Below are 22,643 nucleotides of genomic sequence, written 5' to 3'. Positions count from 1 at the left end.
CGCATCGTCCGAGACGAAGATCTTTCGCCGGACGCGCCCATCGGAACATACCGCAAACGAACAAAGGCGACCCTTGATAGGCCGCCTTTGCTCAACCTTCTACTCACTTCGCAGTGAGCCATCGTTCACAAATCCGCGCTTACGCAGCGAGTTTGCGCAGCACATAGTGCAGGATGCCGCCGTTGCGATAGTAGTCGAGTTCGTCCAGCGTATCGATGCGGCAGAGCAGCGAAACGCGCTGCAGGGAGCCGTCGGCCGAGACGATCTCGGCGGTCAGCTTCTGGCGCGGCTTGAGGTCGCCGACGAGGCCGCGCAGCGTAACCTTCTCATCGCCCTTCAGACCAAGCGACTGCCAGGAGGCGCCCTCCTCGAAGGTCAGCGGCAGCACGCCCATGCCGACCAGGTTGGAGCGATGGATGCGTTCGAAGCTCTGGCAGATCACGGCACGGACACCGAGCAGACGCGTGCCCTTCGCGGCCCAGTCGCGCGACGAACCGTTGCCGTATTCGGCGCCGGCAAACACCACCAGCGGCACGCTCTCCTGCTGATACTTCATCGCCGCGTCGTAGATCGACATCTGCTCGCCATCAGGCCAGTGCTTTGTCAGGCCGCCTTCCGGAATATTTCCGTCAGCGCCTTTCAGCATGAAGTTCTTGATGCGGATGTTGGCAAACGTGCCGCGCATCATCACCTCATGGTTGCCGCGCCGCGTGCCGTATTGGTTGAAGTCGGCCGGACGCACCTGATGCTCGCTGAGATACTTGCCGGCCGGCGAGGTGAGCTTGATCGAGCCTGCAGGCGAGATGTGGTCGGTGGTGATCTTGTCGCCGAACATCGCGAGGATGCGCGCCTCGACGATATCGGTGACCGGCTCCGGCTCCTTCTTCATGCCTTCGAAGTAGGGCGGGTTCTGCACATAGGTCGAGCTCATGTTCCAGCGATAGGTCTCGCTCTCGACCGTCTTGATCTTGCGCCAGTTGGTGTCGCCCTTGAACACGTCGGCATACTTCTTCTTGAAGATCGATGCGGTCACGAATTTCTTCATGAAGGCGTTGATCTCCTTGGTCGTCGGCCAGATGTCCTTCAGGTACACCGGCTTGCCGTCCTTGCCCTCGCCGAGTGGCTCGGTGGCGAGGTTCTTGGTCACGCTGCCCGCGAGCGCGTGGGCGACGACGAGCGGCGGCGAGGCCAGATAGTTCGCCTGCACGTCCGGCGAGACGCGGCCTTCGAAATTGCGATTGCCGGAGAGCACGGCGGCCGCGACGATGCCGTTGTCGTTGATCGACTTCGAGATTTCCTCCGGCAGCGGACCGGAATTGCCGATGCAGGTGGTGCAGCCGAAACCGACCAGGTTGAAGCCGACCTTGTCGAGATCGGACTGCAGGCCCGAATTGGCGAGATATTCGGCGACGACCTGGCTGCCCGGCGCGAGCGAGGTCTTCACCCAGGGCTTCGCCTTCAGGCCTTTCTTGGCCGCATTGCGCGCCAGCAGGCCGGCGCCGATCAGCACGCTCGGATTGGAGGTGTTGGTGCAGGAGGTGATCGCCGCGATCACGACGTCGCCATGGCCGAGCTCGAAGTTCTTGCCCTCGACCGCGTAGCGCTTCTCGGCGTCATCGCCCTTCTTGTACTCGTTGGCCATTGCCAGCGAGAAACCTTCCGACACGGAGGGCAGCGCGATGCGGCCTTCGGGACGCTTCGGACCTGCCATCGACGGCACGACGTCTCCGAGGTCGAGCGTGAGCGTCTCAGTGAACACCGGGTCCGGCGACTTGGCGGTGCGGAACAGACCCTGCGCCTTGGCATAGGTCTGCACCAGCGCGACGCGCGCCGAGGCGCGGCCGGAGGTCTTGAGGTAATCAATCGCGGCGGCATCGACCGGGAAGAAGCCGCAGGTCGCACCGTATTCGGGCGCCATGTTGCCGATCGTGGCCTTGTCGGCGACCGAGAGATTATCGAGACCGGGGCCGAAGAACTCGACGAACTTGCCGACGACACCGAGCTTGCGCAGCATCTGCGTCACGGTGAGAACGAGGTCGGTCGCGGTGACGCCTTCCTTGAGCTGCCCCTTGAGCTTGAAGCCGACGACGTTCGGCAGCAGCATCGACAGCGGCTGGCCGAGCATGCAGGCCTCCGCCTCGATGCCGCCGACGCCCCAGCCGAGCACGGCGAGGCCGTTGACCATGGTGGTGTGGGAGTCGGTACCGACCAGCGAATCGGGATAGGCGACCTCGAAGGTGCCGGTCTTCTTGCCGACCGTCATCTTCTCCTTCTTGGTCCAGACGGTCTGGGCCAGATATTCGAGATTGACCTGGTGGCAGATGCCGGTGCCGGGCGGCACGACGGAGAAGTTCGAGAACGCCTTCTGGCCCCACTTCAGGAACTCGTAGCGCTCCTGGTTCTGCTTGTATTCCTCGGTGACGTTCTTGGCGAAAGCCTTGTTGTCGCCGAAGAAGTTAACGATCACGGAATGGTCGATGACGAGATCGACGGGCACCAGCGGATTGATCTTCTCGGCGTCGCCGCCGAGCTTCTGCATCGCATTGCGCATCGCGGCGAGGTCGACCACGGCCGGCACGCCGGTGAAATCCTGCATCAGGACGCGCGCCGGGCGGAACGCGATCTCATGCTCCAGCGATTTCTTGCGCAACCATTTGGACACCGCGACGATGTCCTCTTTCTTGACCGAACGGCCGTCCTCGTTGCGCAGCAGGTTCTCGAGCAGGACCTTCATCGAATAAGGGAGCTTTGAAATCCCCTTCAGACCATTCTTCTCCGCGGCCGGCAGGCTGTAATAGACATAGGTCTTGGCGCCGACCTTGAGGGTCTTTTTGCATTTGAAGCTGTCGAGCGAGGTCATGTAGGAAATCCCAATTGTTAGGTATACCCGGCAGAGGGTACTTTAACACCGTCAGCAAATCCGGCTGGGTCGCTTGCAGGAGCGAGTGGAGTGCTGCATCAAGTTCCGGGCTTATAGAAGCTTTCTAACCGCACCGCCACAAGGACGATCGTGCCGCAGCAATCCGGAAGCCACAAATTCTGATGCGCTACCCCAAGATTTTCTGGCGGTATGCTTGAAGGTCTCCTTGGGGCTCGCTTGAGAGCGTGGATGTAAGAGGCGACATGCAGCTCTCAGGGCGTGGCATCAGATGCGTGCGGGGCGGCCGCGAGGTGTTTGCCGGCCTCGATTTTGCGGCCGCCTCCGGCGAGGCGCTGGCGGTCCTGGGGCGCAACGGCTCCGGCAAGACCTCGCTGCTGCGACTGATCGCGGGGCTCCTGGTCCCAGCCGGGGGCACCATCGAGCTTTCCGGCGGTGACGCCGAGCTGAGCTTGGCTGAACAATGCCACTATCTCGGCCATCGCGACGCGCTGAAGCCGGCGTTGAGCGTTGCCGAAAACCTCGCATTCTGGGCTGATTTCCTGGGTGGCGAACGCTTCGACGGCGCGACGAGCCTTGCGACCGTCGGCCTTGACCACGCCACCCGTCTGCCGGCCGCGTTCCTCTCCGCCGGCCAGCGCCGCCGCCTGTCGCTCGCCCGCCTGCTGACGATCCGCCGCCCGGTCTGGCTGCTGGACGAGCCGACCACCGCGCTCGACGCCGCCGGTCAGGACATGTTTTGCGGCCTGATGCGGGAACACCTGGCGCACGGCGGAATGATCATCGCCGCCACCCACATGTCGCTGGGGATCGAATCGCGGGAGCTGCGGATCGGGGGGGCGGCGTGAGGTCTAACCACCCTCAGCTTTACGAGCGGCTGGGTACAGCTCTCTCCGTTCCCTCGCCCTTACGGGGGAGGGTCAGGGAGGGGGCGCCACGCTGTGCGGCCTCGCGGTTCGAGTACTTGCGAGGCGGGAGCTCTGTTGCCGGCGGTCCACACCCCGCGAACTGCTTTCCCGGGGCCACCCCCTCCCCCCCGCCCTCCCCCGCAAGGGGAGGGAGCGCGGCGGCCGGGCGGCTCGACTCGAATCTCTATCAGCGTGTAACGAGAGGCACCGCATGACCGCCCTCTCCGCCCTTATTCATCGCGACGTCCGGATTGCCCTGCGGGTGGGCGGCGGGGCGCTCATTGGGGTGCTGTTTTTCCTGACCGTGGTGGTGCTGATGCCGTTCGCGGTGGGGCCGGATCTGGCGCTGTTGTCGCGGCTGGGGCCGGCGATCCTGTGGCTGGGGGCGCTGCTGGCGAGCCTGCTCACCCTCGACCGGCTGTTCATGGCCGACCATGAGGACGGCTCGCTCGACCTGATCACGATGAGCCGGACGCCGCTGGAACTCGCCTGTGCGGCGAAGGCGCTGGCGCATTGGCTGGCCGCGGGCCTGCCGCTGATCGTCGCAACTCCCATTCTCGGCCTCCTGCTCAATCTCGACATGGTCGCGACCGGGGCGGTGGCCCTGACGCTGCTGGCGGGAACGCCGGCCCTGACCTTCACCGGCATGATTGGCGCGGCGCTGGCAGTAACGCTGCATCGCGGCGGGCTGTTGATGGCGGTACTGGTGCTGCCGCTGTCGATCCCGGTGCTGATTTTCGGCGTCGCGGCCTCGCAGGCCGTGATCGTCGGACCAATGTCATTCGGTGCCCCGTTCTCGATCCTGTGTGCGCTGTCGCTCGTCAGCCTGGTGATCGGCCCCTTCGCGGCCGCCGCAAGCCTCAGGCACGGACTGGACTGATCTTGACCCCGATCAACTTTCGCTGCGCGCTTTCGTGCTGATTGCCTGAGCGGCCACCGGTGATTATCAGGGTACCCATGACGCTGACCGACCTCGCCAATCCATCGCGGTTCCTTGCGCTGACGGCGCGCGTGCTGCCGTGCCTTGCGGGGGCGACCGCGATCCTGCTCGCCCTTGGCCTCTATCAATCGGCGCTTGCGCCCGACGACTACCAGCAGGGCGCCACCGTGAAGATCATGTTCATCCACGTGCCCAACGCGTGGCTGTCGATGTTCGTCTGGGGCGTGATGAGCGTGGCCTCGCTCGGCACGCTGGTGTGGCGGCATCCGCTCGCCGACGTCGCCGCGAAAGCGGCTGCTCCCATCGGCGCCGCCTTCACTTTCCTCGCGCTGCTCACCGGCTCGCTGTGGGGCCGGCCGATGTGGGGCACCTATTGGGAATGGGACGCCCGGCTGACCTCCGTGCTGATCCTGTTCCTGATGTATCTCGGCCTGATGGCGCTATGGCGCGCGGTCGAGGATCCCTCGCGCGCGGCACGCGCTGCTGCGGTGCTGACGCTGGTCGGCGCGATCAATCTGCCGATCATCAAATTCTCGGTCGACTGGTGGAACACGCTGCATCAGCCGGCCTCTGTGATGCGCATGGGCGGCTCGACGCTCGACAAGTCGTTTCTGATTCCGCTTCTCGTGATGGCGATCGCCTTCACACTGCTGTTCGTTACGCTGCACCTGGCGGCGATGCGTAACGAGATCCTGCGCCGCCGTGTCCGTTCCCTGCAAATGATGCAGGCAAGCCGTATCGCGTTTTCGAGCGAGGTTGGCGCCGGTTCGCGTGAAGAAAGCGCGTCAAAAGAAGCTGGGGCTGCATAACATGTCGCTCGGCCCTTACGCATCCTTCATCGTGACGTCCTATCTTGCCGCAGCCATCGTGGTGGCGATCCTGATCGGCTGGATCATGATCGACTATCGCAACCAGACTGGGCGCCTGCGTGAGCTGGACAAGAGCGGCGTCACCCGCCGTTCGGGCCGCAGCGCAACGGAGCTGCCATGAGCGAGCACTCGACCTCCGCCACGCCGTCGCGCGGCACCTTCCTGGTGGTGCTGCCGCTGATCGCCTTCATCGGCCTTGCGCTGCTGTTCTGGGTCCGGCTCGGCAGCGGCGATCCCTCGCGCATTCCCTCGGCGCTGATCGGACGCCCTGCGCCGCAGACCTCGCTGCCGCAGCTCGATGGCCTGCAAAACAACGGCGCACAGGTGCCGGGGCTCGACCCGGCCGCGTTCAAGGGCAAGGTCAGCCTTGTCAATGTCTGGGCGTCCTGGTGCGTGCCCTGTCACGACGAGGCGCCGCTCTTGACCGAGCTTGCCAAGGACAAGCGCTTCCAGCTGATCGGGATCAACTACAAGGACGCGTCCGACAATGCGCGCCGTTTCCTCGGCCGCTACGGCAATCCGTTCGGCCTCGTCGGCGCTGATACCAACGGCCGCGCCTCGATCGAATGGGGCGTCTATGGCGTGCCGGAGACCTTCGTCGTCGGACGCGAGGGCAAGATCGTCTACAAGCTGGTCGGCCCGATCACGCCGGAGAATTTGCAGACCGTGCTGCTGCCGCAGCTCGAGAAGGCGTTGAAGGCGGGGTCTTAGCTCCACTGTCGTGCCCCGGACGCAGCGCGTCATTGCATGCCGCGCTGCTGAGCCGGGGCCCATCTCCAAGCGATTGCTCTTTGCGATTTCTGGGTCCCGGCTCGCGCTTCGCGCGTCCGGGACACGAGACTTACCCCTTGCTCACATCGCCTGCTTCGGCCTCGCTCGCTTCCAGCGAGACCGGCGCAATGTGATAGCGCTTCGTCAGCGGCATCTGCGCGATGGCAAAGATCATCGTCAGCGGCGTCACGCCAAACACCTTGAAGTTGACCCAGAAATCCGTGCTCTGGGTGCGCCAGATGATTTCGTTGAGCACCGCCATGCCGGCGAAGAAAAGCGCCCAGCGGAAGGTGAGGATGCGCCAGCCCTGCGGCGTCAGGTTGAACATCTGATCGAACATGATGGCGATGAAGGAGCGGCCGAACAACAGCCCGCCGCCGAGCACGGCTGCGAACAGGCCGTAGATGATGGTCGGCTTGACCTTGATGAAGGTCTCGTCGTGCAGCACCAGCGTCAGCGTGCCGAACACCAGCACGATCACGCCGGTAACCAGCGCCATGATCGGCACGTGGCGCGTCACCACATAGGAGGCGATCATCGCCGCCACGATCGCGACCATGAAGGCGCCGGTCGCGGCGAACAGGTTGAACCTCGAATTCACGAAGAAAAACACGAGCAGCGGGCCGAGCTCGGTTGCCAGCTTGAACAGCGGATGCGGCTGGGTCTTGTCCATCTCAACTCTCAATTCCGGCGATCGCGCGGGCGAAGTCGCGCGCGGTGAACGGCGCGAGATCGTCGACGCCTTCGCCGACGCCGATGAAATGCACCGGCAGTTTGAACTTCTCGGCGAGCGCCACCAGAATGCCGCCGCGCGCGGTGCCGTCGAGCTTCGTCATCACGAGGCCGGTGACGCCTGCGGTGCGGTGGAACGCCTCGACCTGCGACAGCGCGTTCTGCCCGACAGTGGCGTCCAGCACCAGGAGCACCGCATGCGGCGCCGAGGCATCGACCTTGCGGATCACGCGCACGACCTTTTCGAGCTCGTTCATCAGCTCGGACTTGTTCTGCAAGCGACCCGCCGTATCGACCAGCAGCACGTCGATCGCCTGGTCCTTCGCCGCCGTCAGCGCGTTGAAGGCGAGGCTCGCCGAATCCGAGCCTTGCGCACCGGCAATGACCGGCGTCTTCGTCCGCTCGCCCCAAACCTTGAGTTGCTCGATGGCTGCTGCGCGAAACGTGTCGCCGGCGGCCAGCATCACCTTGCGGCCTTCGGAGGCGAATTTCGCCGACAGCTTGCCGATGGTCGTGGTCTTGCCCGAGCCGTTGACGCCGACCACCAGGATGACGAAGGGCTTTTTCGCCGTGTCGATCTCGAGTGACTTGGCGACCGGCGACAGGACCTTCTCGACCTCGGTGGCAACGACGTCCTTCACCTCGTCTGCCGAGATCGCCTTGTCGTAGCGTCCCGCGCCGACCGCATCCGCGATGCGCACCGAAACCTCGGTGCCGAGATCGGCGCGCAGCAGCACATCCTCGATGTCGTCGAGCATGGCGCGGTCGAGCTTGCGCTTGGTCACGAGGTCGGCGACCGCGCTCCCGAGCGAGGACGACGTGCGCTTCAGCCCGTTGGACAGGCGTCGCCACCAGCTCAGTTTGGGGGTGTCGGTGGTATCGTTCATGGTGGGGGTGTGTTAGCCGTTCCGGCTCGCGAACGAAAGTCTTGAACGAAAGTCCTGATATTGCTCGATGTTCCCGAACTGACATCAGACGAAATTGTGGCGCGCGTGCTTCACCGCGACGGGTTGATGCTGGTGATCGACAAGCCGGCGGGCCTGCCCGTCCATCGCGGCCCCAAGGGCGGGGCGAACCTGGAAGCCTCGTTCGATGCGCTGCGCTTCGGCCTGCCACGGCCGCCGGTGCTGGCCCACCGGCTGGACAAGGACACCTCCGGCTGCCTCGTGCTTGGGCGTCACCGTAAGGCGACCGCCTCGCTCGGCCTGCTGTTCAAGCACGGCAAGATCGGCAAGACCTACTGGGCCGTGGTCGAAGGCGGCCCTGCCGAGGACGAAGGCACCATCGACTTAGCCCTCGGCCGCCTCAATGCCGAGCGCGGCTGGTGGCAGAAGCCGGACCCGGAAGGCCAGAAGGCGATCACCAACTGGAAGGTGATGGGCCGCGGCGAGGGCCTGACCTGGCTCGCCATGGAACCGGTCACCGGCCGCACCCATCAATTGCGGGTGCACTGCGCGGCCCGGGACTGGCCGATCGTCGGCGACAACGTCTATGGCAACGGCCCGCGCTTCGGCGAGCCGCGGCTGCACCTGCACTCGCGCGAGATCGTGGTGCCGATCTCACGCAACAAGGAGCCCGTGCGCGTGGTCGCACCGGCACCGCCGCACATGCAGGAGCGGCTCAGGGTCTGCGGCTGGAACGGGGAATAGGCGCTGCTGTCGTTCACCTCTCCCGCTTGCGGGAGAGGTCGCGCCGAAGGCGCGGGTGAGGGCTTTCCCCCTTGGGGGTTCTTCATTGCGAAGACACCCTCTCCGCAACCCTCCCCCGCAAGCGGGGGAGGGAGCCGCGGTTCCTCCGCGGCGGCATCTCCCCGAAGCGACGGCCTTCCATGGTTTACGAAACGTTCAGCGCTCGCCTCTAATGATACCGGTTGCTTAGAACAAGCTTCTTTCGAACCGGCTCAGGATGAGCAACGTTTCATGCCGCAGATTCAGCCATCGATCATCGCCGAAGTCGAGGGTGCGATTCGCGCCGGCTCCGACGAGAAGCGCCTGGAGACGGCGCGGCGCGTCACCGACCTGTTCCTGTCCTCCGCCGGCAACTTCAATGACGAGCAGATCGCACTGTTCGACGACGTGCTCGAGCGGCTGATCAAGACCATCGAGCTGCGCTCGATCGCCGACATGGGCGCGCGCGTCGCGCTTGCCGAGATCAGCGCGCAGCTTGCACCGATCGCACAAGCGCCGCCGTCCGTAATCCGCCGTCTTGCCGGAAATGACGAGATCAGGATCGCCGGCCCGGTGCTTCAGGAATCCGCGCGCCTCGACGAGGCCGAGCTGCTCAACATCGCGGCCAGCAAGGGCGAGCAGCATCTGCTCGCGGTCGCCGGCCGCTGGTGGCTGAAGGAAATTGTCACCGACGCGCTTCTGGCGCGCCGCTATCCGAGCGTCAGCCGGCGGCTCGCCTCCAATCCCGGCGCCCGGTTTTCGGCAAGTGGCTTTGCCGTCATCGTCGGACAGGCCGAACGGGACCCCGAACTGACCGTGAGCGTCGGCGTGCGCGTCGATCTGCCGTCGGACCTGCGCCGTCAATTGCTGCGCTCGGCGACCGACACGGTTCGCACGCGCCTGTTGTCACGCGCCCCGCCGCATCTGTTCGAGGAAATCCAGAACGCCATCGCAGCGGTCACCACCGGCGTCGACCGCGAGATGTCGGGTATCCGCGATTTTGAAGGCGCCAAGCGTGCCATCGCAAAGCTGAAGAACGCCGGTCAGCTCAACGAGGCGACACTCTACGGCTTTGCCAAACAGCGGCGCTATGAGGAGACCGTCGCAGCACTGGCGGCGCTATCCGAATCGACTTACGAGGTCATCCGGCCGCTGATGCAGAGCCTGCGCGATGACGGCCTGCTCGTACCCTGCCGCGCCGCCCTCCTGAGCTGGGAAACGACCAGCGCCGTGCTGGAGAGCCGCTACGCCACCGGCACGATGAAACCCGCCGACCTCGCCAAGGCCAAAGGCCATTTCGCCAGAATGACGCCGGAAAATGCGCGGCGCACGCTCAGGTTCTGGCAGGTGCGGGCGTCGTAGGCGGTGCACACGTGACGAGCGTCCTCGCCAAATAGACGGTGTCATCACCCGCCTTTGTGCGCACTTGCGCACTGGGGCGGGTGATCCAGTCTTCCAGAGACAGTGGTGGGATACGGAGAAGCCGCGGCGTACTGGGTCGCCCGGTCCCGGCTCCGCCAAAGGCTTCGCCGGACTTTCAGTGTTGGGCCGGCGTAGCGTAAGCGAAGACGGCAAGCCGGGCGACGACAGCGACTATGTGGTGAGCCGCACGCCATTCTCACCGGCGATCCTGACCGACATCACACTCCCCACCGACGCACCCGCAACCGCCACCGGCAGATAGTGCTCCGTGCGGCCCTGGCAGTCGCTCTCGATCAACACGTCGCGCGTCGCGCCGATCTCGTCCTGGAGCCTGCGCCGCAACGCCGCTTCGCCCGCTGCACGCAGCCGCTTCGCGCGATCCTTGATCACCGCGCCCGCGACCTGCGGCATCCGCGCGGCGGGGGTGCCGGGGCGTGGGGAATAGGGGAAGACGTGCAGGAAGGTGAGACCGCATTCCTCAACGAGGTCGTGGGAGCGCGCAAACATCTCTTCCGTCTCGGTCGGAAAGCCCGCGATGATATCGGCGCCCAGTGCGATGTCCGGCCGCAGGCGGCGGACCTGCTCGCAGAACGCAATCGCGTCGCGCCGCGAATGCCGTCGCTTCATCCGCTTCAAAATCATGTCGTCGCCGGATTGCAGCGACAGATGCAGATGCGGCATCAGCCGCCCATCATCGGCGATGGCGTCGAGCAGATCGCTGTCTGCCTCGATCGAATCGATCGAGGAGATCCGCAGACGCTTCAATTCCGGCACATGCCGCAGGATCTGCTTCGTCAGCATGCCGAGCTTTGGCGCGCCCGGCAGATCGGCGCCATAGCTCGTGAGGTCGACGCCGGTCAGCACGATCTCGGCATGACCTCGTTCGACCAGTGCACGGACCTGCTCGACCACCGCCCCCATCGGCACCGAGCGCGAATTGCCGCGACCGAACGGGATGATGCAGAAGGTGCAGCGATGGTCGCAGCCGTTCTGAACCTGCACGAACACGCGCGGCAGGCCGGCGGCAAAGCCGTCGATCAGATGCGGCGCCATCGCCTTCACCGTCATGATGTCGCTGACCGCGATCTTCTCGCGCGCACCGACGTCGAATGCGCTGCGCGCCGCGCGCCAGGCTTCGCTGCGCATCTTGTCGTCATTGCCGACGACGCGGTCGACCTCGACCATGTCCGCAAACATCGCGCTTTGCGTCTGCGCGGCGCAGCCGGTGACGACGATGCGCGCTTCCGGCCGCTCGCGCCTCAGTTTGCGGATCGACTGCCGCGCCTGCGCCACCGCCTCGTTGGTGACCGCGCAGCTATTGATGACGATGGTGTCGGAAAGCCCTGCGCTCTCCGCCTCGCGGCGGATCACCTCGGCCTCGAAGGCGTTGAGGCGGCAGCCGAAGGTCAGGACCTCGACGCCCATCAGGCGACCGAGGCGAACAGCGCCGGATCGAAATTGCCCTCATATTCGAAGGTCGCGGTGCCCGTCATCAGCACGTGATCGTCGCGCTCGCGCCATTCGATGCCGAGCTTGCCGCCGGGCAACGTGATCTCGACGGTGCGGTTGGCGCGCTTCAGCCGCGCCGCCGCCACCGCGGCCGCGCAAGCCGCCGAGCCGCAAGCCTTGGTGAGGCCGGCACCGCGCTCCCAGGTACGGATCGTGATGTGGTCGCGATCGACGATATGGGCGAGCGTGATGTTGGCGCGCTCGGGGAAGATCGGATGGTTTTCGAGCAGCGGACCAAAACGCCCGAGGTCATAGGCGTTGACGTCGTCGACCCAGAAGATCGCGTGCGGATTACCCATGCTCACTGCCGACGGTGAATGCAGGATCGGCTTGTCGATCGGCCCGATCTGCAATTCGATGTAACGGGTGTCGCGAAACTCCTCCGCCAGCGGAATGTCCTGCCAGCCGAACTTCGGCGCGCCCATGTCGACGGTATAGAGATCGGGAGCCGGCCCCTGCCAGCAGTTCAGAAGCCCCGCTGATGTCTCGAATGTCGCGGTGGTCTGCCCGGTCTTCTCAAAAACGCGCCGCACCACGCAGCGCATGCCGTTACCGCAGGCGCCGGCCTCCGAGCCGTCATTGTTGTAGATGCGGATGAAGGCCTCGGTGCCGTCGAGCCGCGGCTTCTGCAGCACCATGAGCTGGTCGTAGGGCACGCCCTTCGCGGAGGCGACCGCACGCGCGTCGTCCGGCGTGACCGGGGCAGCGGAATCCCGCATGTCGACAACGACGATCTCGTTGCCGATGCCGTTCATCTTGGCAAATGCGTGATTGGCGAGCGCGCTCATGAAATGTCCTGAATTTCGCCTGCCTTATATGGCGATCATGGGAGGGTTGGCCAGTCATTTGCCGCGCGTGACCTATGACGCATCTGTCATGGGACGAATTTGGCACATGCGTGTTAGATAGGAGCGTTCGCGCGAACAGGGACGCGTACGTGGTGCAAGAATGCGGCAGGGGCCTCTAAAAGTGCCTTGGGGAGACACGCAATGACTAGTTTTTTCCGTCCTTTTTTGGCTGCGGTGATCCCGGCAGCGGCCATTTCCCTCTGCCTCTCAGGCGCGTTCGCCCAGTCGCCGAGCCCGGCTCCGGCCGCGTCCGCAAGCCCCTCGCCGGCCCCCTCGGCTTCGCCCTCCCCGGCCGCCAGCGCATCGCCATCACCTGCGGCGAGTCCGGCGCCGGCTCCGGCGGCCAGCGCCTCCCCCTCGCCCAGCCCGACGGCGCCCCCGCCGCGGCCGCGACCCCGCCCGCCGCTGGCGCCCCGTGCAGACTGCCGACCCCTTTGGGCTCGAGACGACGCTGGAACCGAAAAAGGTCGTGATGGCCAAGGGCAGCGCCAATTGGGATTCGGCCTTCGACACGCTGATCGATTCGTTCAAGGCGCTGAACGCGCTTCTCGACAAGCAGGGCATCAAGCCCGCGGGTAACCCGATGATCGTCTACACCTCGACCGACGACACCGGCTTCACCTTCCTCGCCGAGATCCCGATCGATCAGGAGCCCAAAAACTTGCCTAAGGACATGAGCATCGGCAAGTCGCCGGAGGGCAAGGCGCTGAAGTTCGTCCATCGCGGCTCCTACGACAACATGGACAACACCTATGAGGCGATCACCAATCACCTCGACGACAAGAAGCTGGAGGCCAAGGACACCTTCATCGAGGAGTACCTCACCGATCCCCTGAAGACGGCAGAGGACAAGCTCGTGATCAACGTCTACGTTCCGCTGAAGTGAGGCCGATGAAGAGCCCCGCGATCATCGCCGCTATTATCGCCGCCGCGCTTGGCGCGACGCCTGTGCTTGCCGACGATTTTCCCTCGGCGGTCTCGGTGAGCGGGGAGGCAACCGTGTCGGCGGCGCCTGATCTCGCGCAGATCGATGCCGGCGTCGCCAACGACGCGAAGACGGCAAAAGAGGCCTCCGACGCCAACAACGCGGCGATGGGCAAGGTGCTGCTGGCCTTGAAGGGCGCAGGCATCGACGAGAAGGACTATCAGACCTCGCGGCTGTCGCTGCAGCCGCAATATGCGACCTCGTCCAAGACGTCGGACCGCGCAACCAGCATCGTCAGCTTCCGCGCCAGCAACCGCGTCACAGTCAAGATCCACGACGTCACGAAGGTGGCCAGCGTCATCGACACGCTGGTCGGCGCCGGCGCCAACGATATCGGCAACATTTCCTTCGAAGTCACGCAAGCCTCGAAACTGCTCGACGGCGCCCGCGAGCAGGCACTCGCCGACGCCCGCCGCAAGGCCGAGATCTATGCCAAGGCGGCCGGCGTCACGCTCGGCGCACCCCTCAGCATCTCCGAAGGCGGCGGCCCGATGCCATTGTTCAAGAGCCGCGTCGCCGCCGCGCCGGTGGCCGCAGCCCCGGCGCAGGTCGCTCCCGGCGAGGAGACGCTGTCGGTGACGGTGAATGTGGGCTGGGCGATCAAGCCGACGCAGTAGCCGCCACGTCGTCATTGCGAGCGAAGCGAAGCAATCCAGACTGCTTCCGCGGAAACAGTCTGGATTGCTTCGTCGCTTCGCTCCTCGCAATGACGGTCAAATCTCCACCACCTGCCCGGGCCTCATCGCAACGAACCGCTCCTGCGGGATGTTCGCCGCAGCCAGCGCTTCGACCAGCGCCTTGGCCGGCGCATCGATCGCTTCATCGGTGAGCTGGAACGTGCCGTGATGATGGCCGAGCGCGGCCTGCGCGCCGCAATCGATCAGCGCCTTCACGGCGTCTTCCGGGTTCATGTGCTGCTCGCGCATGAACCAGCGCGGCTCGTAGGCGCCGATCGGCAGGATCGCGAGCCTTAAAGGTCCATGCGTTTCGCCGACGCGGCGGAAATGCGTGCCTTCGCCATAGCCGGAATCGCAGACGACGTAGATCTTCCCAGCCGGCGTCTCCAGCACGAAGCTCGCCCACAGCGCCTTGTTGCGGTCGAACAGGTTGCGCGCCGACCAGTGCCGTGTCGGCACGAGATGCACGGCAATGCCGCCGCCGAGCTCGACGCGGTCATGCCAATCGAACGCCTCGGCCTGGATCGCGCCATCGCCCTCACGCATGGTGAGGTCATTGCCGAGCGGCGTGATCACGCGCGGGGCAAAGTTCTTTGCGAGCCGCGACAGCGTCGCGATGTCGAGATGGTCGTAGTGACCGTGCGAGACCAGCACGACATCGATCTTCGGCAGCTTGTCGAAGGCAATGCCGGGATCGTTGTGACGTCTCGGCCCGGCCCAGCCCACCGGCGAGACCCGCGTCGACCAGACGGGATCAACGAGGATGTTGAGACCGCCGGTCTGGATCAGCCAGCTCGCGTGCCCGACGAAGGACAGCCGCACCTTGCCGCCATTAACCTCGGCCGGCGGATGATCGGCGTAGGGGCTCGGAACCCAGGCCGGCCAGACTGACCGGCTGCGCTTGCCGCCGAATTGCCAGCGCAAGACCTCGCGGAGCGATTTTGGTGGAACCCCATCGGGGTCGAAGAATTTTTCGCCGTCGAAATGATCGGACGGCGGGCCGGAATAGGTCTTGATGCGACGGGAGGTCATTCCACGGCCCGGCTGGCCCCAAAATTGGGTTCCGGCAAGGAATAAGCAGCCGAACCGGCCCCTTCAAGATGCCGCATTTCGGCTTGTTTCCTTGACTTTTGCGCCTTGCGGAGGTTTAAGGCCGCACCACTTCTCGGAAAGGCTTTCTTTTCGACCCGCCGACTGGTCCTGGAGGCCAGAGGTCAACGCCCGACAGCGCGATGCGCCCTCGGGCGCAAAGGTGTTTGGAAGGCCGCTTTCTGGCTTTGGCCAGGACCGAAACCAGTGGTCATCACCCGCCACCGGGTCTCGCCTTCGGCGAGCCCGATGACAGGCTCCGGCGGGTGATCCAGTATTCCAGAGGCAGCTCGGCTTGAACCGAGGCGCCGCGGCGTACTGGATGCCCCGGTCAAGCCGGGGCATGACAGCGGTGAACGAGGCAACCCTGCGCGAGCAGGATAAAGGACGACTTCATTGTTCGACAATCTGTCGGAAAGGCTTGGCGGCATCCTCGATCGTCTGACGGGGCGCGGTGCGCTGACCGAGAAGGACGTCGACGCCGCGATGCGCGAGGTGCGGCGCGCGCTGCTGGAAGCCGACGTTGCGCTCGAAGTGGTGCGCAGCTTCACCGAGCGCGTGCGCGAGCAGGCGATCGGCGCCACCGTCGTCAAGTCGGTGACGCCCGGCCAGATGGTCGTCAAGATCGTCCATGACGAGCTGATCAACACGCTCGGCGCCGAAGGCCAGACCATCGACGTGAATTCCGTGCCGCCGGTGCCGATCATGATGGTCGGCCTGCAAGGCTCCGGTAAGACGACCACCACCGCAAAGCTCGCCCGCCGCCTCGTCCAGCGCGACAAGCGCAAGGTGCTGATGGCTTCGCTCGACGTCTACCGCCCGGCGGCGATGGAACAGCTGGCCGTGCTCGGCCGCGATCTCGACATTCCGACGCTGCCGATCGTCGCGGGCCAGCAGCCCCCGCAGATTGCCAAACGCGCGCTCGAAGCCGGCAAGCTCGGCGGCTACGACATCGTACTGCTCGACACCGCCGGCCGCACCACGCTCGACGAAGAGATGATGGCAGAGGCCGCCGCGATCAAAGCTGCCGCCAATCCGCACGAGGTGCTGCTGGTCGCCGATAGCCTCACCGGCCAGGACGCGGTGAACCTCGCGCGCTCGTTCGATCAGCGCGTCGGCCTCACCGGCATCGTGCTGACGCGCGTCGACGGCGACGGCCGCGGCGGCGCCGCGCTGTCGATGCGCGCGGTCACCGGCAAGCCGATCAAGCTGATCGGCACCGGTGAAAAGACCGATGCGCTGGAGGACTTCCATCCCGACCGCATTGCCGGGCGCATCCTCGGCATGGGCGACGTGGTGTCCCTGGTCGAGCGGGCTGCCGCCAACATCGACGCGGAAAAGGCCGCGCGCACCGCCGAGCGGATGCGCAAGGGCCAGTTCGACCTCAACGACATGCGCGAGCAGCTCTCGCAGATGGCGAACATGGGCGGCATCAGCGGGCTGATGGGCATGATGCCCGGCATCTCCAAGATGAAGAACCAGATCGCGGCCGCAGGGATCGACGACAAGATCCTGAAGCGCCAGGTCGCGATCATCGATTCGATGACGCGGGAGGAGCGTCGGCACCCCGATCTTCTCAAGGCGAGCCGCAAGAAGCGCATCGCCGCGGGAAGCGGCCAGAGCGTCGAGCATGTCAACAAGCTGCTCAAGATGCACCGGAACATGGCCGACGTGATGAAGGCCATGGGCTCGGGCAAGCGCGGACCGCTCGCCGGCATCGCGCAGGCCATGGGCTTTGGCGGCGGCATGAAGATGCCCTCGCCCGAGGAGATGAAGGCGCTGCAGGAGAAGATGCAGGGTGGTGGCGGACAGGGCTTGCCGAACCTGCCGAAGGATTTGCCCGCGGGCCTGCGCCAGGGCTTACCGAATGTGCCGGGGCTCACGGGCCTCAGCAACAAGCCGACCCTGCCCGGGCTCGGCGGCTTCCCCGGACTGGGGAAGAAGAAGTGATGTCACTCACCCTCACCCGTCATTGCGAGGAACCAACGGGTCCGGCCTTCGGCCGGCCCGATGACAGGCTCCGCGACGAAGCAATCCAGACTGTTTCCGCGGAAAGATTTCCGGATTGCTTCGCTTCGCTCGCAATGTCGTACCAACCTTTCAATTAACAGACACTCAGGAGACCAACATGCCAGTCGTTATCCGCCTCGCGCGCGCGGGCACCAAGAAGCGCCCCGTCTATCACGTCGTCGCCGCCGACTCGCGCTTCCCGCGCGATGGCCGCTTCATCGAGCGTCTCGGCTATTTCAACCCGCTGCTGGCGAAGGACAACGAGGCGCGCCTCAAGCTCGACATGGACAAGGTGAAGGCCTGGCTCGCCAAGGGCGCGCAGCCGTCGGACCGCGTGATGCGCTTCCTCGATGCCGCCGGCGTCAAGAAGCGCGAAGCGCGCAGCAACCCGCAGAAGGCCGTGCCGCGCAAGGAGCGCAAGGCACAGGCCGAAGCCGCCGCGAAGGGCTAAGGCCAGCCCATGCCGGCGCTGGTCTGCGTCGCGCGGATCGGCGCCGCGCATGGTGTGCGCGGCGCGGTCAAATTGTGGACCTTCACCGAAGATCCCTTTGCCGTGCAGCGTTATGGTCCGCTCGTTACCAAGGACGGCGCGCGCCAGTTCGAAGTCGCGCAAGCGCGTGAAGCCAAGGATCATCTGGTCGCGACGTTCAAGGGCGTCACGACCCGCGATGAGGCCGAGCGCCTCAACGGCATCGAGCTCTACGTCGCGCGCGAAAAGCTGCCCGCGACCGACGAGGACGAATATTACCACACCGATTTGATCGGGCTCGCCGCCGTCACCACGGCCGGCAATGCACTCGGCCGCGTGCTCGCGATCCATAATTTCGGCGCTGGCGACATCATCGAGATCGCGCCCCCGAAAGGCACGACGATGCTGCTGCCGTTCTCCAATGCGGTGGTGCCGGAGGTCGATCTTGCAGGCGGTCGCGTCGTGATCGCGCTGCCGCAGGAGATCGAGGGCGAGGACGAAGACTCCGTCCCGAGTCGTCCCGGCGGGGACCCATAACCACAAAACGTAGTTTTTGGTTAAGCTGATGGCCCCGATCATCGCAAAAACGACCTGCGGTGATTGGGTCCCGGATCGCGCTTCGCTGTCCGGGACGACGAGAATGGAAGCAATGACGAACCCCTCACCCTGGCGCGCGACCGTGCTGACGCTGTTTCCGGAGATGTTTCCGGGACCGCTCGGCGTGAGCCTCGCTGGCCGGGCGCTGGCCGCGGGTCTCTGGGAGCTCGAGGCGCGGGACATCCGGGCGTCTGCGACCGACCGCCACCGCAGCGTCGACGACACACCGGCCGGTGGCGGCCCGGGCATGGTGCTGCGGGCGGATGTCCTGGCAGCGGCCATCGATGCCGCCGAAATCGGCGAGGGGCGGCCAAAGCTGCTGATGAGCCCCCGGGGTCGGCCATTGACCCAGGCCCGCGTGGTGGAGCTGGCACAGGGCCCCGGCCCCCTGATCGTCTGCGGCCGGTTCGAGGGGATCGACCAGCGGGTGATCGACGCACGGGGCCTGGAGGAGGTCTCGATCGGGGATTACGTGCTCTCAGGTGGCGAAATCGCCGCGCTGGCGCTGATCGACGCCTGTGTCCGGCTCTTGCCGGGGGTGATGGGCAAGGAGGCTTCGGGGACCGAGGAGAGCTTTTCGGACGGTCTTCTGGAATACCCTCAATACACCCGTCCGCAGCTGTTTGAGGGGGTTCCGATCCCCCAAATCCTCACCTCCGGCGACCACGCCAAGGTTGCGGCCTGGCGGCGGGCCGAATCCGAGGCCCTGACGGCCGCCCGGCGCCCGGATTTGTGGGAAAAAGCCGAGAATCGGGCGGTCGGCCAAAAAACGCCAAAAAACACGACAGACGGGTGACAAACGCTCCCGCGTGCCTTATAGGAGCGGCCAAATCCGCAATGGCTGGATAGACGAATTTCGCGCAGCCCCCGTTTCTCAAGGCTGGGCGCGCCGATGGAGTTACCCATGAACCTGATCAAGCAGCTCGAAAAAGAGCAATTCGACAAGCTCTCCGCCAGCAAGGAGATTCCGGAATTCGCCCCCGGCGACACCGTGATCGTCAACGTGAAGGTCGTCGAAGGCGACCGCACCCGCGTGCAGGCCTATGAGGGCGTCTGCATCGGCCGTTCCGGCGGTGGCCTCAACGAGAGCTTCACCGTGCGCAAGATCTCCTACGGCGAGGGCGTCGAGCGCGTATTCCCGCTGCTCTCGCCGATGATCGACTCGATCAAGGTGGTGCGTCGCGGCAAGGTGCGTCGCGCCAAGCTCTATTACCTGCGCAATCTCCGCGGCAAGTCGGCTCGCATCGTCGAGAAGCAGGACCGCGCGGCCGCAGTCAACGAGTAATCTTCGCAACAGGCGGATCGGCAAAAAGCGCGGGGCTTGGCTTCGCGCTTTTTTGTTGCGTACGTCGTCATTGCGCGGAGCCAAGCGACGAAGCAATCCAGACTGTTTCCGCGGCTGCATTCTGGATTGCGTCGCTTCGCTCGCAATGACGGTCAGGGAAGGCTCTCGCGCTTTTAACTCCGCGTGTTATATAGCCTCTAGAATGTTTCCAGATCTGACCAGCTTCGCACCCATCAAGCGCATCGTCATCGACGATCGCTCGCGGCTGCCTGGCCGGTTCTTCGGACGATTTGCGACCTCGGCAACGTCAGAGCTTAGGCGCGCAGCTTAAACGCTGCGCTGACGATTTTTGATGCCCCGCGCGTAAGGCGCGCGTTTCGCTCACACAACATTCCCGGAGCTCACGCTCATGTCCAAACCGACCACGCTGTACGACAAGATCTGGAACGACCATCTGGTGCACGAAGCCGAGGACGGCACCTGCCTGCTCTATATCGACCGCCATCTGGTGCACGAAGTGACCTCGCCGCAGGCCTTCGAAGGCCTGCGCGCCACCGGCCGCAAGGTGCACGCGCCGGAGAAGACGCTCGCCGTCGTCGACCACAACGTGCCGACCACCGACCGCACCAAGCCGAATCCCGACCCCGAGAGCATCGAGCAGATCAAAGCGCTCGCCGAGAACGCCAAGGAATTCGGCATCGAATATTACAACGAGTTCGACAGGCGCCAGGGCATCGTCCACGTCATCGGCCCCGAGCAGGGATTTACGCTGCCCGGCACCACCATCGTCTGCGGTGACAGCCACACTTCGACGCATGGCGCGTTCGGCGCACTCGCGCACGGCATCGGCACGAGCGAGGTCGAGCACGTGCTGGCGACGCAGACGCTGATCCAGAAGAAGGCGAAGAACATGCGCGTCACCGTCGACGGCAAATTGCCGGAGGGCGTGACAGGCAAGGACATCATCCTGGCCATCATCGGCGAGATCGGCACCGCCGGCGGCACCGGCTACGTGCTGGAATACGCCGGTGACGCGATCCGCGCGCTCAGCATGGAAGGCCGCATGACGGTCTGCAACATGTCGATCGAAGGCGGCGCGCGCGCCGGCCTCGTCGCCCCCGACCAGAAGGCGTTCGATTTCCTGCGCGGCCGCCCGAAGGCGCCGCAGGGTGCCGCCTGGGACGCCGCGATGCGCTATTGGGAGAAGTTGCGCTCCGATGACGGCGCGCATTTCGACCACGAACTGCGGCTGGATGCCGCCAAGCTGCCGCCGATCGTGACCTGGGGCACAAGCCCTGAGGACGTGATCTCGGTGACCGGCCTCGTGCCGGATCCGGACAAGATCGAGGATGAGGCCAAGCGCCTCTCCAAGCATCGCGCGCTGAAATATATGGGCCTGGCCGCGGGCACGAAGATCACCGACATCAAGCTCGATCGCGTCTTCATCGGCTCCTGCACCAACGGCCGCATCGAGGACCTGCGCGCCGCGGCGAAGATCGCCGAGGGCAAGACCGTCAGCGCCCACGTCAACGCCATGGTCGTGCCGGGCTCCGGCATCGTGAAGGAGCAGGCCGAAGCCGAAGGTCTCGACAAGATCTTCATCAAGGCCGGCTTCGAATGGCGCGAGCCGGGCTGCTCGATGTGCCTTGCCATGAACCCCGACAAGCTGAAGCCGGAAGAGCGCTGCGCTTCGACCTCGAACCGCAATTTCGAGGGCCGCCAGGGCTTCAAGGGCCGCACGCACCTCGTCTCGCCGGCGATGGCAGCGGCAGCAGCGATCGCGGGTCACTTCGTTGACGTCAGGGATTGGCGCTGAGCCACTCCCGCGCAATTCTAACGATCCGGGCAAGCCTGCCTTAAGCGGTATGCCCGAAGACTTCATCCTCGCGACGAGCTCGCGAGGATGAAAAGGCCATGGCCAACAAGCCGGAATATGTCGATCTCATCAGCGATGCGACACGCCAGCATCGGCGGCGCGCGGCGCCGTTGCGCGTCGCCGCCAAGCCCGAGGTCGAGGAGACGTCGCGCCTGAGCCGCTGGCCGCCGGCGATGTTTCGGCAATGGAAGCTCGACAATCTGATGCGCTGGAAGTCAGCATCGTGGAAGCTCAGGGATTGGCTCTGAGCTGGCACAGCGCAAACCAAGGGCGCCCTTTTCGATTCAGCCGTTGCGCCTCACATCACCAAAGAGCGCGCCGTCACCACCACGGCCCGAATCCGAGCACGAAGGGAGCGGGCACGCCGTAAGGATAGGGACGATAATAGACGGGCCTGGCGTAGTAGTGCGGCTGGTAGGGCACGTGCCGAACGCTGCGTGCGTATCGGTCGTGACGCCGCATTCCGAAATCGACCGTTCGCACTGAGGCCTGCTGCTGCGTTGCGATTGACGCCGCCGCAATCGAGCCCTCCGGCAGGGCCATCGCCAGTCCAAAGGCGCCGACGATCACGATCGCTGTCTTCATGACAATCTCCATGCCTCCAGCATGGGGCCTTCACGATAGCGCCTGCAAGCGAAAACAGGCCCGGCGATCCGGGCCTGTTTTGCCGCCGATCGACGCGTTACCACCAGTGGCGGTGATGCCAGCGGTGCCAGCGCCAATGATGATGGTGCCAGCCATGCCAATGCACTTCCGTTGTTGGACTCGCGACATCCTGCACCGACGGCGCGGCGCCGGGATTGATCAGCGATACGGCCTGCGCGCGCTCGACGGGCACAGCACACATCAGTACCGCTGCGATGGCAGCGAGACCAAGCACCTTGACGTTCGTGGATTGCATGTCGTCCTCCTCCGATCTCCAAAAGTGACGCAACAAGTGTGACGCAATCCAGCATGGCGTCACGGAGGAGAACGCTAGAGCCAGCGGGCTGAATCGTGTATGAATGAACGGGCCGCAAAGGTGACTGCAAAGAGATGCACGCGAAAGTCCCGCGGCCCGATGCTTTCGAGACCCGCGCGAACACATTTCGTTTGCGCCAACAAAACCAAC

Annotated in this window: 23 protein-coding genes and 1 pseudogene; 16 read left to right on the top strand and 8 right to left on the bottom strand. The window is 65.0% G+C overall.

The window, feature by feature from the left end; all coding sequences use genetic code 11:
* Positions 1 to 139: 139 nt before the first annotated feature.
* Entirely contained in the window at positions 140 to 2,860 is a 2,721-nt protein-coding gene (gene acnA / locus QA640_RS01765; RefSeq protein WP_283039070.1) for an aconitate hydratase AcnA, read from the bottom strand.
* Positions 2,861 to 3,123: 263 nt separating this feature from the next.
* Here acnA and ccmA point away from each other — a divergent pair, with 263 nt between their 5' ends.
* From ccmA to QA640_RS01740, 5 genes are all read left to right on the top strand, one after another.
* Positions 3,124 to 3,726: a heme ABC exporter ATP-binding protein CcmA gene (gene ccmA / locus QA640_RS01760; protein ID WP_283039069.1), complete on the top strand. Its 603-nt coding sequence runs from the start codon at positions 3,124 to 3,126 to the stop codon at positions 3,724 to 3,726.
* Between the two features lie 271 nt (positions 3,727 to 3,997).
* Positions 3,998 to 4,666 carry a heme exporter protein CcmB gene (gene ccmB / locus QA640_RS01755; RefSeq protein ID WP_283039068.1) on the top strand — a complete coding sequence of 223 codons (669 nt, stop codon included), beginning with the start codon at positions 3,998 to 4,000 and terminating at the stop codon, positions 4,664 to 4,666.
* Positions 4,667 to 4,743: 77 nt separating this feature from the next.
* On the top strand, positions 4,744 to 5,535 hold the full coding sequence (locus QA640_RS01750; RefSeq protein ID WP_283039067.1) for a heme ABC transporter permease: 792 nt from the start codon (positions 4,744 to 4,746) through the stop codon (positions 5,533 to 5,535).
* 1 nt (position 5,536) lies between these two features.
* A complete protein-coding gene (ccmD, locus tag QA640_RS01745) occupies positions 5,537 to 5,716 on the top strand; it encodes a heme exporter protein CcmD (protein ID WP_283039066.1) in 180 nt (59 codons plus the stop codon).
* Positions 5,713 to 6,306, top strand: coding sequence for a DsbE family thiol:disulfide interchange protein (locus tag QA640_RS01740; RefSeq protein ID WP_283039065.1), 594 nt, complete (start codon positions 5,713 to 5,715; stop codon positions 6,304 to 6,306). The genes ccmD and QA640_RS01740 overlap by 4 nt, the downstream gene beginning before the upstream one ends.
* 130 nt (positions 6,307 to 6,436) lie before the next feature.
* On the opposite strand, the gene QA640_RS01735 is transcribed toward QA640_RS01740, so the two are convergent.
* Complete coding sequence (locus tag QA640_RS01735) at positions 6,437 to 7,039, bottom strand: septation protein A (RefSeq protein WP_283039064.1); 603 nt, start codon at positions 7,037 to 7,039, stop codon at positions 6,437 to 6,439.
* 1 nt (position 7,040) lies between these two features.
* The gene (gene ftsY / locus QA640_RS01730) at positions 7,041 to 7,985 is read right to left on the bottom strand and encodes a signal recognition particle-docking protein FtsY (RefSeq protein ID WP_283039063.1); all 945 of its coding nucleotides are present in this window, start codon (positions 7,983 to 7,985) and stop codon (positions 7,041 to 7,043) included.
* Positions 7,986 to 8,045: 60 nt separating this feature from the next.
* Between ftsY and QA640_RS01725 the strand changes: the two genes are divergently transcribed.
* Together QA640_RS01725 and QA640_RS01720 are read left to right on the top strand one after the other, a co-directional pair.
* A complete protein-coding gene (locus QA640_RS01725) occupies positions 8,046 to 8,747 on the top strand; it encodes an RNA pseudouridine synthase (RefSeq protein WP_283039062.1) in 702 nt (233 codons plus the stop codon).
* A 270-nt stretch (positions 8,748 to 9,017) separates the two neighbouring features.
* The gene (locus QA640_RS01720) at positions 9,018 to 10,127 is read left to right on the top strand and encodes a DUF2336 domain-containing protein (RefSeq protein WP_283039061.1); all 1,110 of its coding nucleotides are present in this window, start codon (positions 9,018 to 9,020) and stop codon (positions 10,125 to 10,127) included.
* Between the two features lie 231 nt (positions 10,128 to 10,358).
* Here QA640_RS01720 and mtaB read toward each other — a convergent pair whose 3' ends face one another.
* Together mtaB and dapF are read right to left on the bottom strand one after the other, a co-directional pair.
* Complete coding sequence (gene mtaB / locus QA640_RS01715) at positions 10,359 to 11,612, bottom strand: tRNA (N(6)-L-threonylcarbamoyladenosine(37)-C(2))-methylthiotransferase MtaB (RefSeq protein ID WP_283039060.1); 1,254 nt, start codon at positions 11,610 to 11,612, stop codon at positions 10,359 to 10,361.
* Positions 11,612 to 12,484 (bottom strand): diaminopimelate epimerase, encoded by an 873-nt coding sequence (dapF, locus tag QA640_RS01710; RefSeq protein ID WP_283039059.1) that lies wholly within the window; start codon positions 12,482 to 12,484, stop codon positions 11,612 to 11,614. The genes mtaB and dapF overlap by 1 nt, the downstream gene beginning before the upstream one ends.
* A 201-nt stretch (positions 12,485 to 12,685) precedes the next feature.
* Between dapF and QA640_RS01705 the strand changes: the two are divergent.
* Together QA640_RS01705 and QA640_RS01700 are read left to right on the top strand one after the other, a co-directional pair.
* Positions 12,686 to 13,430: pseudogene (locus QA640_RS01705) on the top strand (GyrI-like domain-containing protein).
* Positions 13,431 to 13,435: 5 nt separating this feature from the next.
* On the top strand, positions 13,436 to 14,146 hold the full coding sequence (locus QA640_RS01700; RefSeq protein ID WP_283039058.1) for an SIMPL domain-containing protein: 711 nt from the start codon (positions 13,436 to 13,438) through the stop codon (positions 14,144 to 14,146).
* A 96-nt stretch (positions 14,147 to 14,242) separates the two neighbouring features.
* Here QA640_RS01700 and QA640_RS01695 read toward each other — a convergent pair whose 3' ends face one another.
* The gene (locus QA640_RS01695) at positions 14,243 to 15,238 is read right to left on the bottom strand and encodes an MBL fold metallo-hydrolase (RefSeq protein ID WP_283039057.1); all 996 of its coding nucleotides are present in this window, start codon (positions 15,236 to 15,238) and stop codon (positions 14,243 to 14,245) included.
* Positions 15,239 to 15,691: 453 nt separating this feature from the next.
* On the opposite strand from QA640_RS01695, the gene ffh reads away from it, so the two are divergent.
* The 7 genes from ffh (at position 15,692) to QA640_RS01660 (ending at position 21,780) form a co-directional block, all read left to right on the top strand.
* Complete coding sequence (gene ffh / locus QA640_RS01690) at positions 15,692 to 17,245, top strand: signal recognition particle protein (RefSeq protein ID WP_283039056.1); 1,554 nt, start codon at positions 15,692 to 15,694, stop codon at positions 17,243 to 17,245.
* A 178-nt stretch (positions 17,246 to 17,423) separates the two neighbouring features.
* A complete protein-coding gene (gene rpsP / locus QA640_RS01685; protein WP_283039055.1) occupies positions 17,424 to 17,756 on the top strand; it encodes a 30S ribosomal protein S16 in 333 nt (110 codons plus the stop codon).
* Between the two features lie 9 nt (positions 17,757 to 17,765).
* The gene (rimM, locus tag QA640_RS01680) at positions 17,766 to 18,311 is read left to right on the top strand and encodes a ribosome maturation factor RimM (protein ID WP_283039054.1); all 546 of its coding nucleotides are present in this window, start codon (positions 17,766 to 17,768) and stop codon (positions 18,309 to 18,311) included.
* Between the two features lie 112 nt (positions 18,312 to 18,423).
* On the top strand, positions 18,424 to 19,167 hold the full coding sequence (trmD, locus tag QA640_RS01675) for a tRNA (guanosine(37)-N1)-methyltransferase TrmD (protein ID WP_283043090.1): 744 nt from the start codon (positions 18,424 to 18,426) through the stop codon (positions 19,165 to 19,167).
* A 108-nt stretch (positions 19,168 to 19,275) separates the two neighbouring features.
* The gene (gene rplS / locus QA640_RS01670) at positions 19,276 to 19,656 is read left to right on the top strand and encodes a 50S ribosomal protein L19 (RefSeq protein ID WP_283039053.1); all 381 of its coding nucleotides are present in this window, start codon (positions 19,276 to 19,278) and stop codon (positions 19,654 to 19,656) included.
* 409 nt (positions 19,657 to 20,065) lie between these two features.
* Positions 20,066 to 21,472, top strand: a complete 1,407-nt coding sequence (gene leuC, locus QA640_RS01665; RefSeq protein WP_283039052.1) for a 3-isopropylmalate dehydratase large subunit — start codon at positions 20,066 to 20,068, stop codon at positions 21,470 to 21,472.
* A gap of 98 nt (positions 21,473 to 21,570) precedes the next feature.
* Entirely contained in the window at positions 21,571 to 21,780 is a 210-nt protein-coding gene (locus QA640_RS01660) for a hypothetical protein (protein WP_283039051.1), read from the top strand.
* A gap of 73 nt (positions 21,781 to 21,853) precedes the next feature.
* Here the strand turns inward: QA640_RS01660 and QA640_RS01655 are convergent, their stop codons facing one another.
* Positions 21,854 to 22,117 carry a hypothetical protein gene (locus tag QA640_RS01655; RefSeq protein ID WP_283039050.1) on the bottom strand — a complete coding sequence of 88 codons (264 nt, stop codon included), beginning with the start codon at positions 22,115 to 22,117 and terminating at the stop codon, positions 21,854 to 21,856.
* A gap of 97 nt (positions 22,118 to 22,214) precedes the next feature.
* Positions 22,215 to 22,433, bottom strand: coding sequence for a hypothetical protein (locus QA640_RS01650; RefSeq protein ID WP_283039049.1), 219 nt, complete (start codon positions 22,431 to 22,433; stop codon positions 22,215 to 22,217).
* Positions 22,434 to 22,643: the final 210 nt, after the last annotated feature.

This window comes from Bradyrhizobium sp. CB82 (assembly GCF_029714405.1).
GTDB lineage: Bacteria > Pseudomonadota > Alphaproteobacteria > Rhizobiales > Xanthobacteraceae > Bradyrhizobium.
The sequence above is the reverse complement of the archived record's forward strand: the minus strand, read 5'-3'. Positions and strand labels throughout refer to the sequence as shown.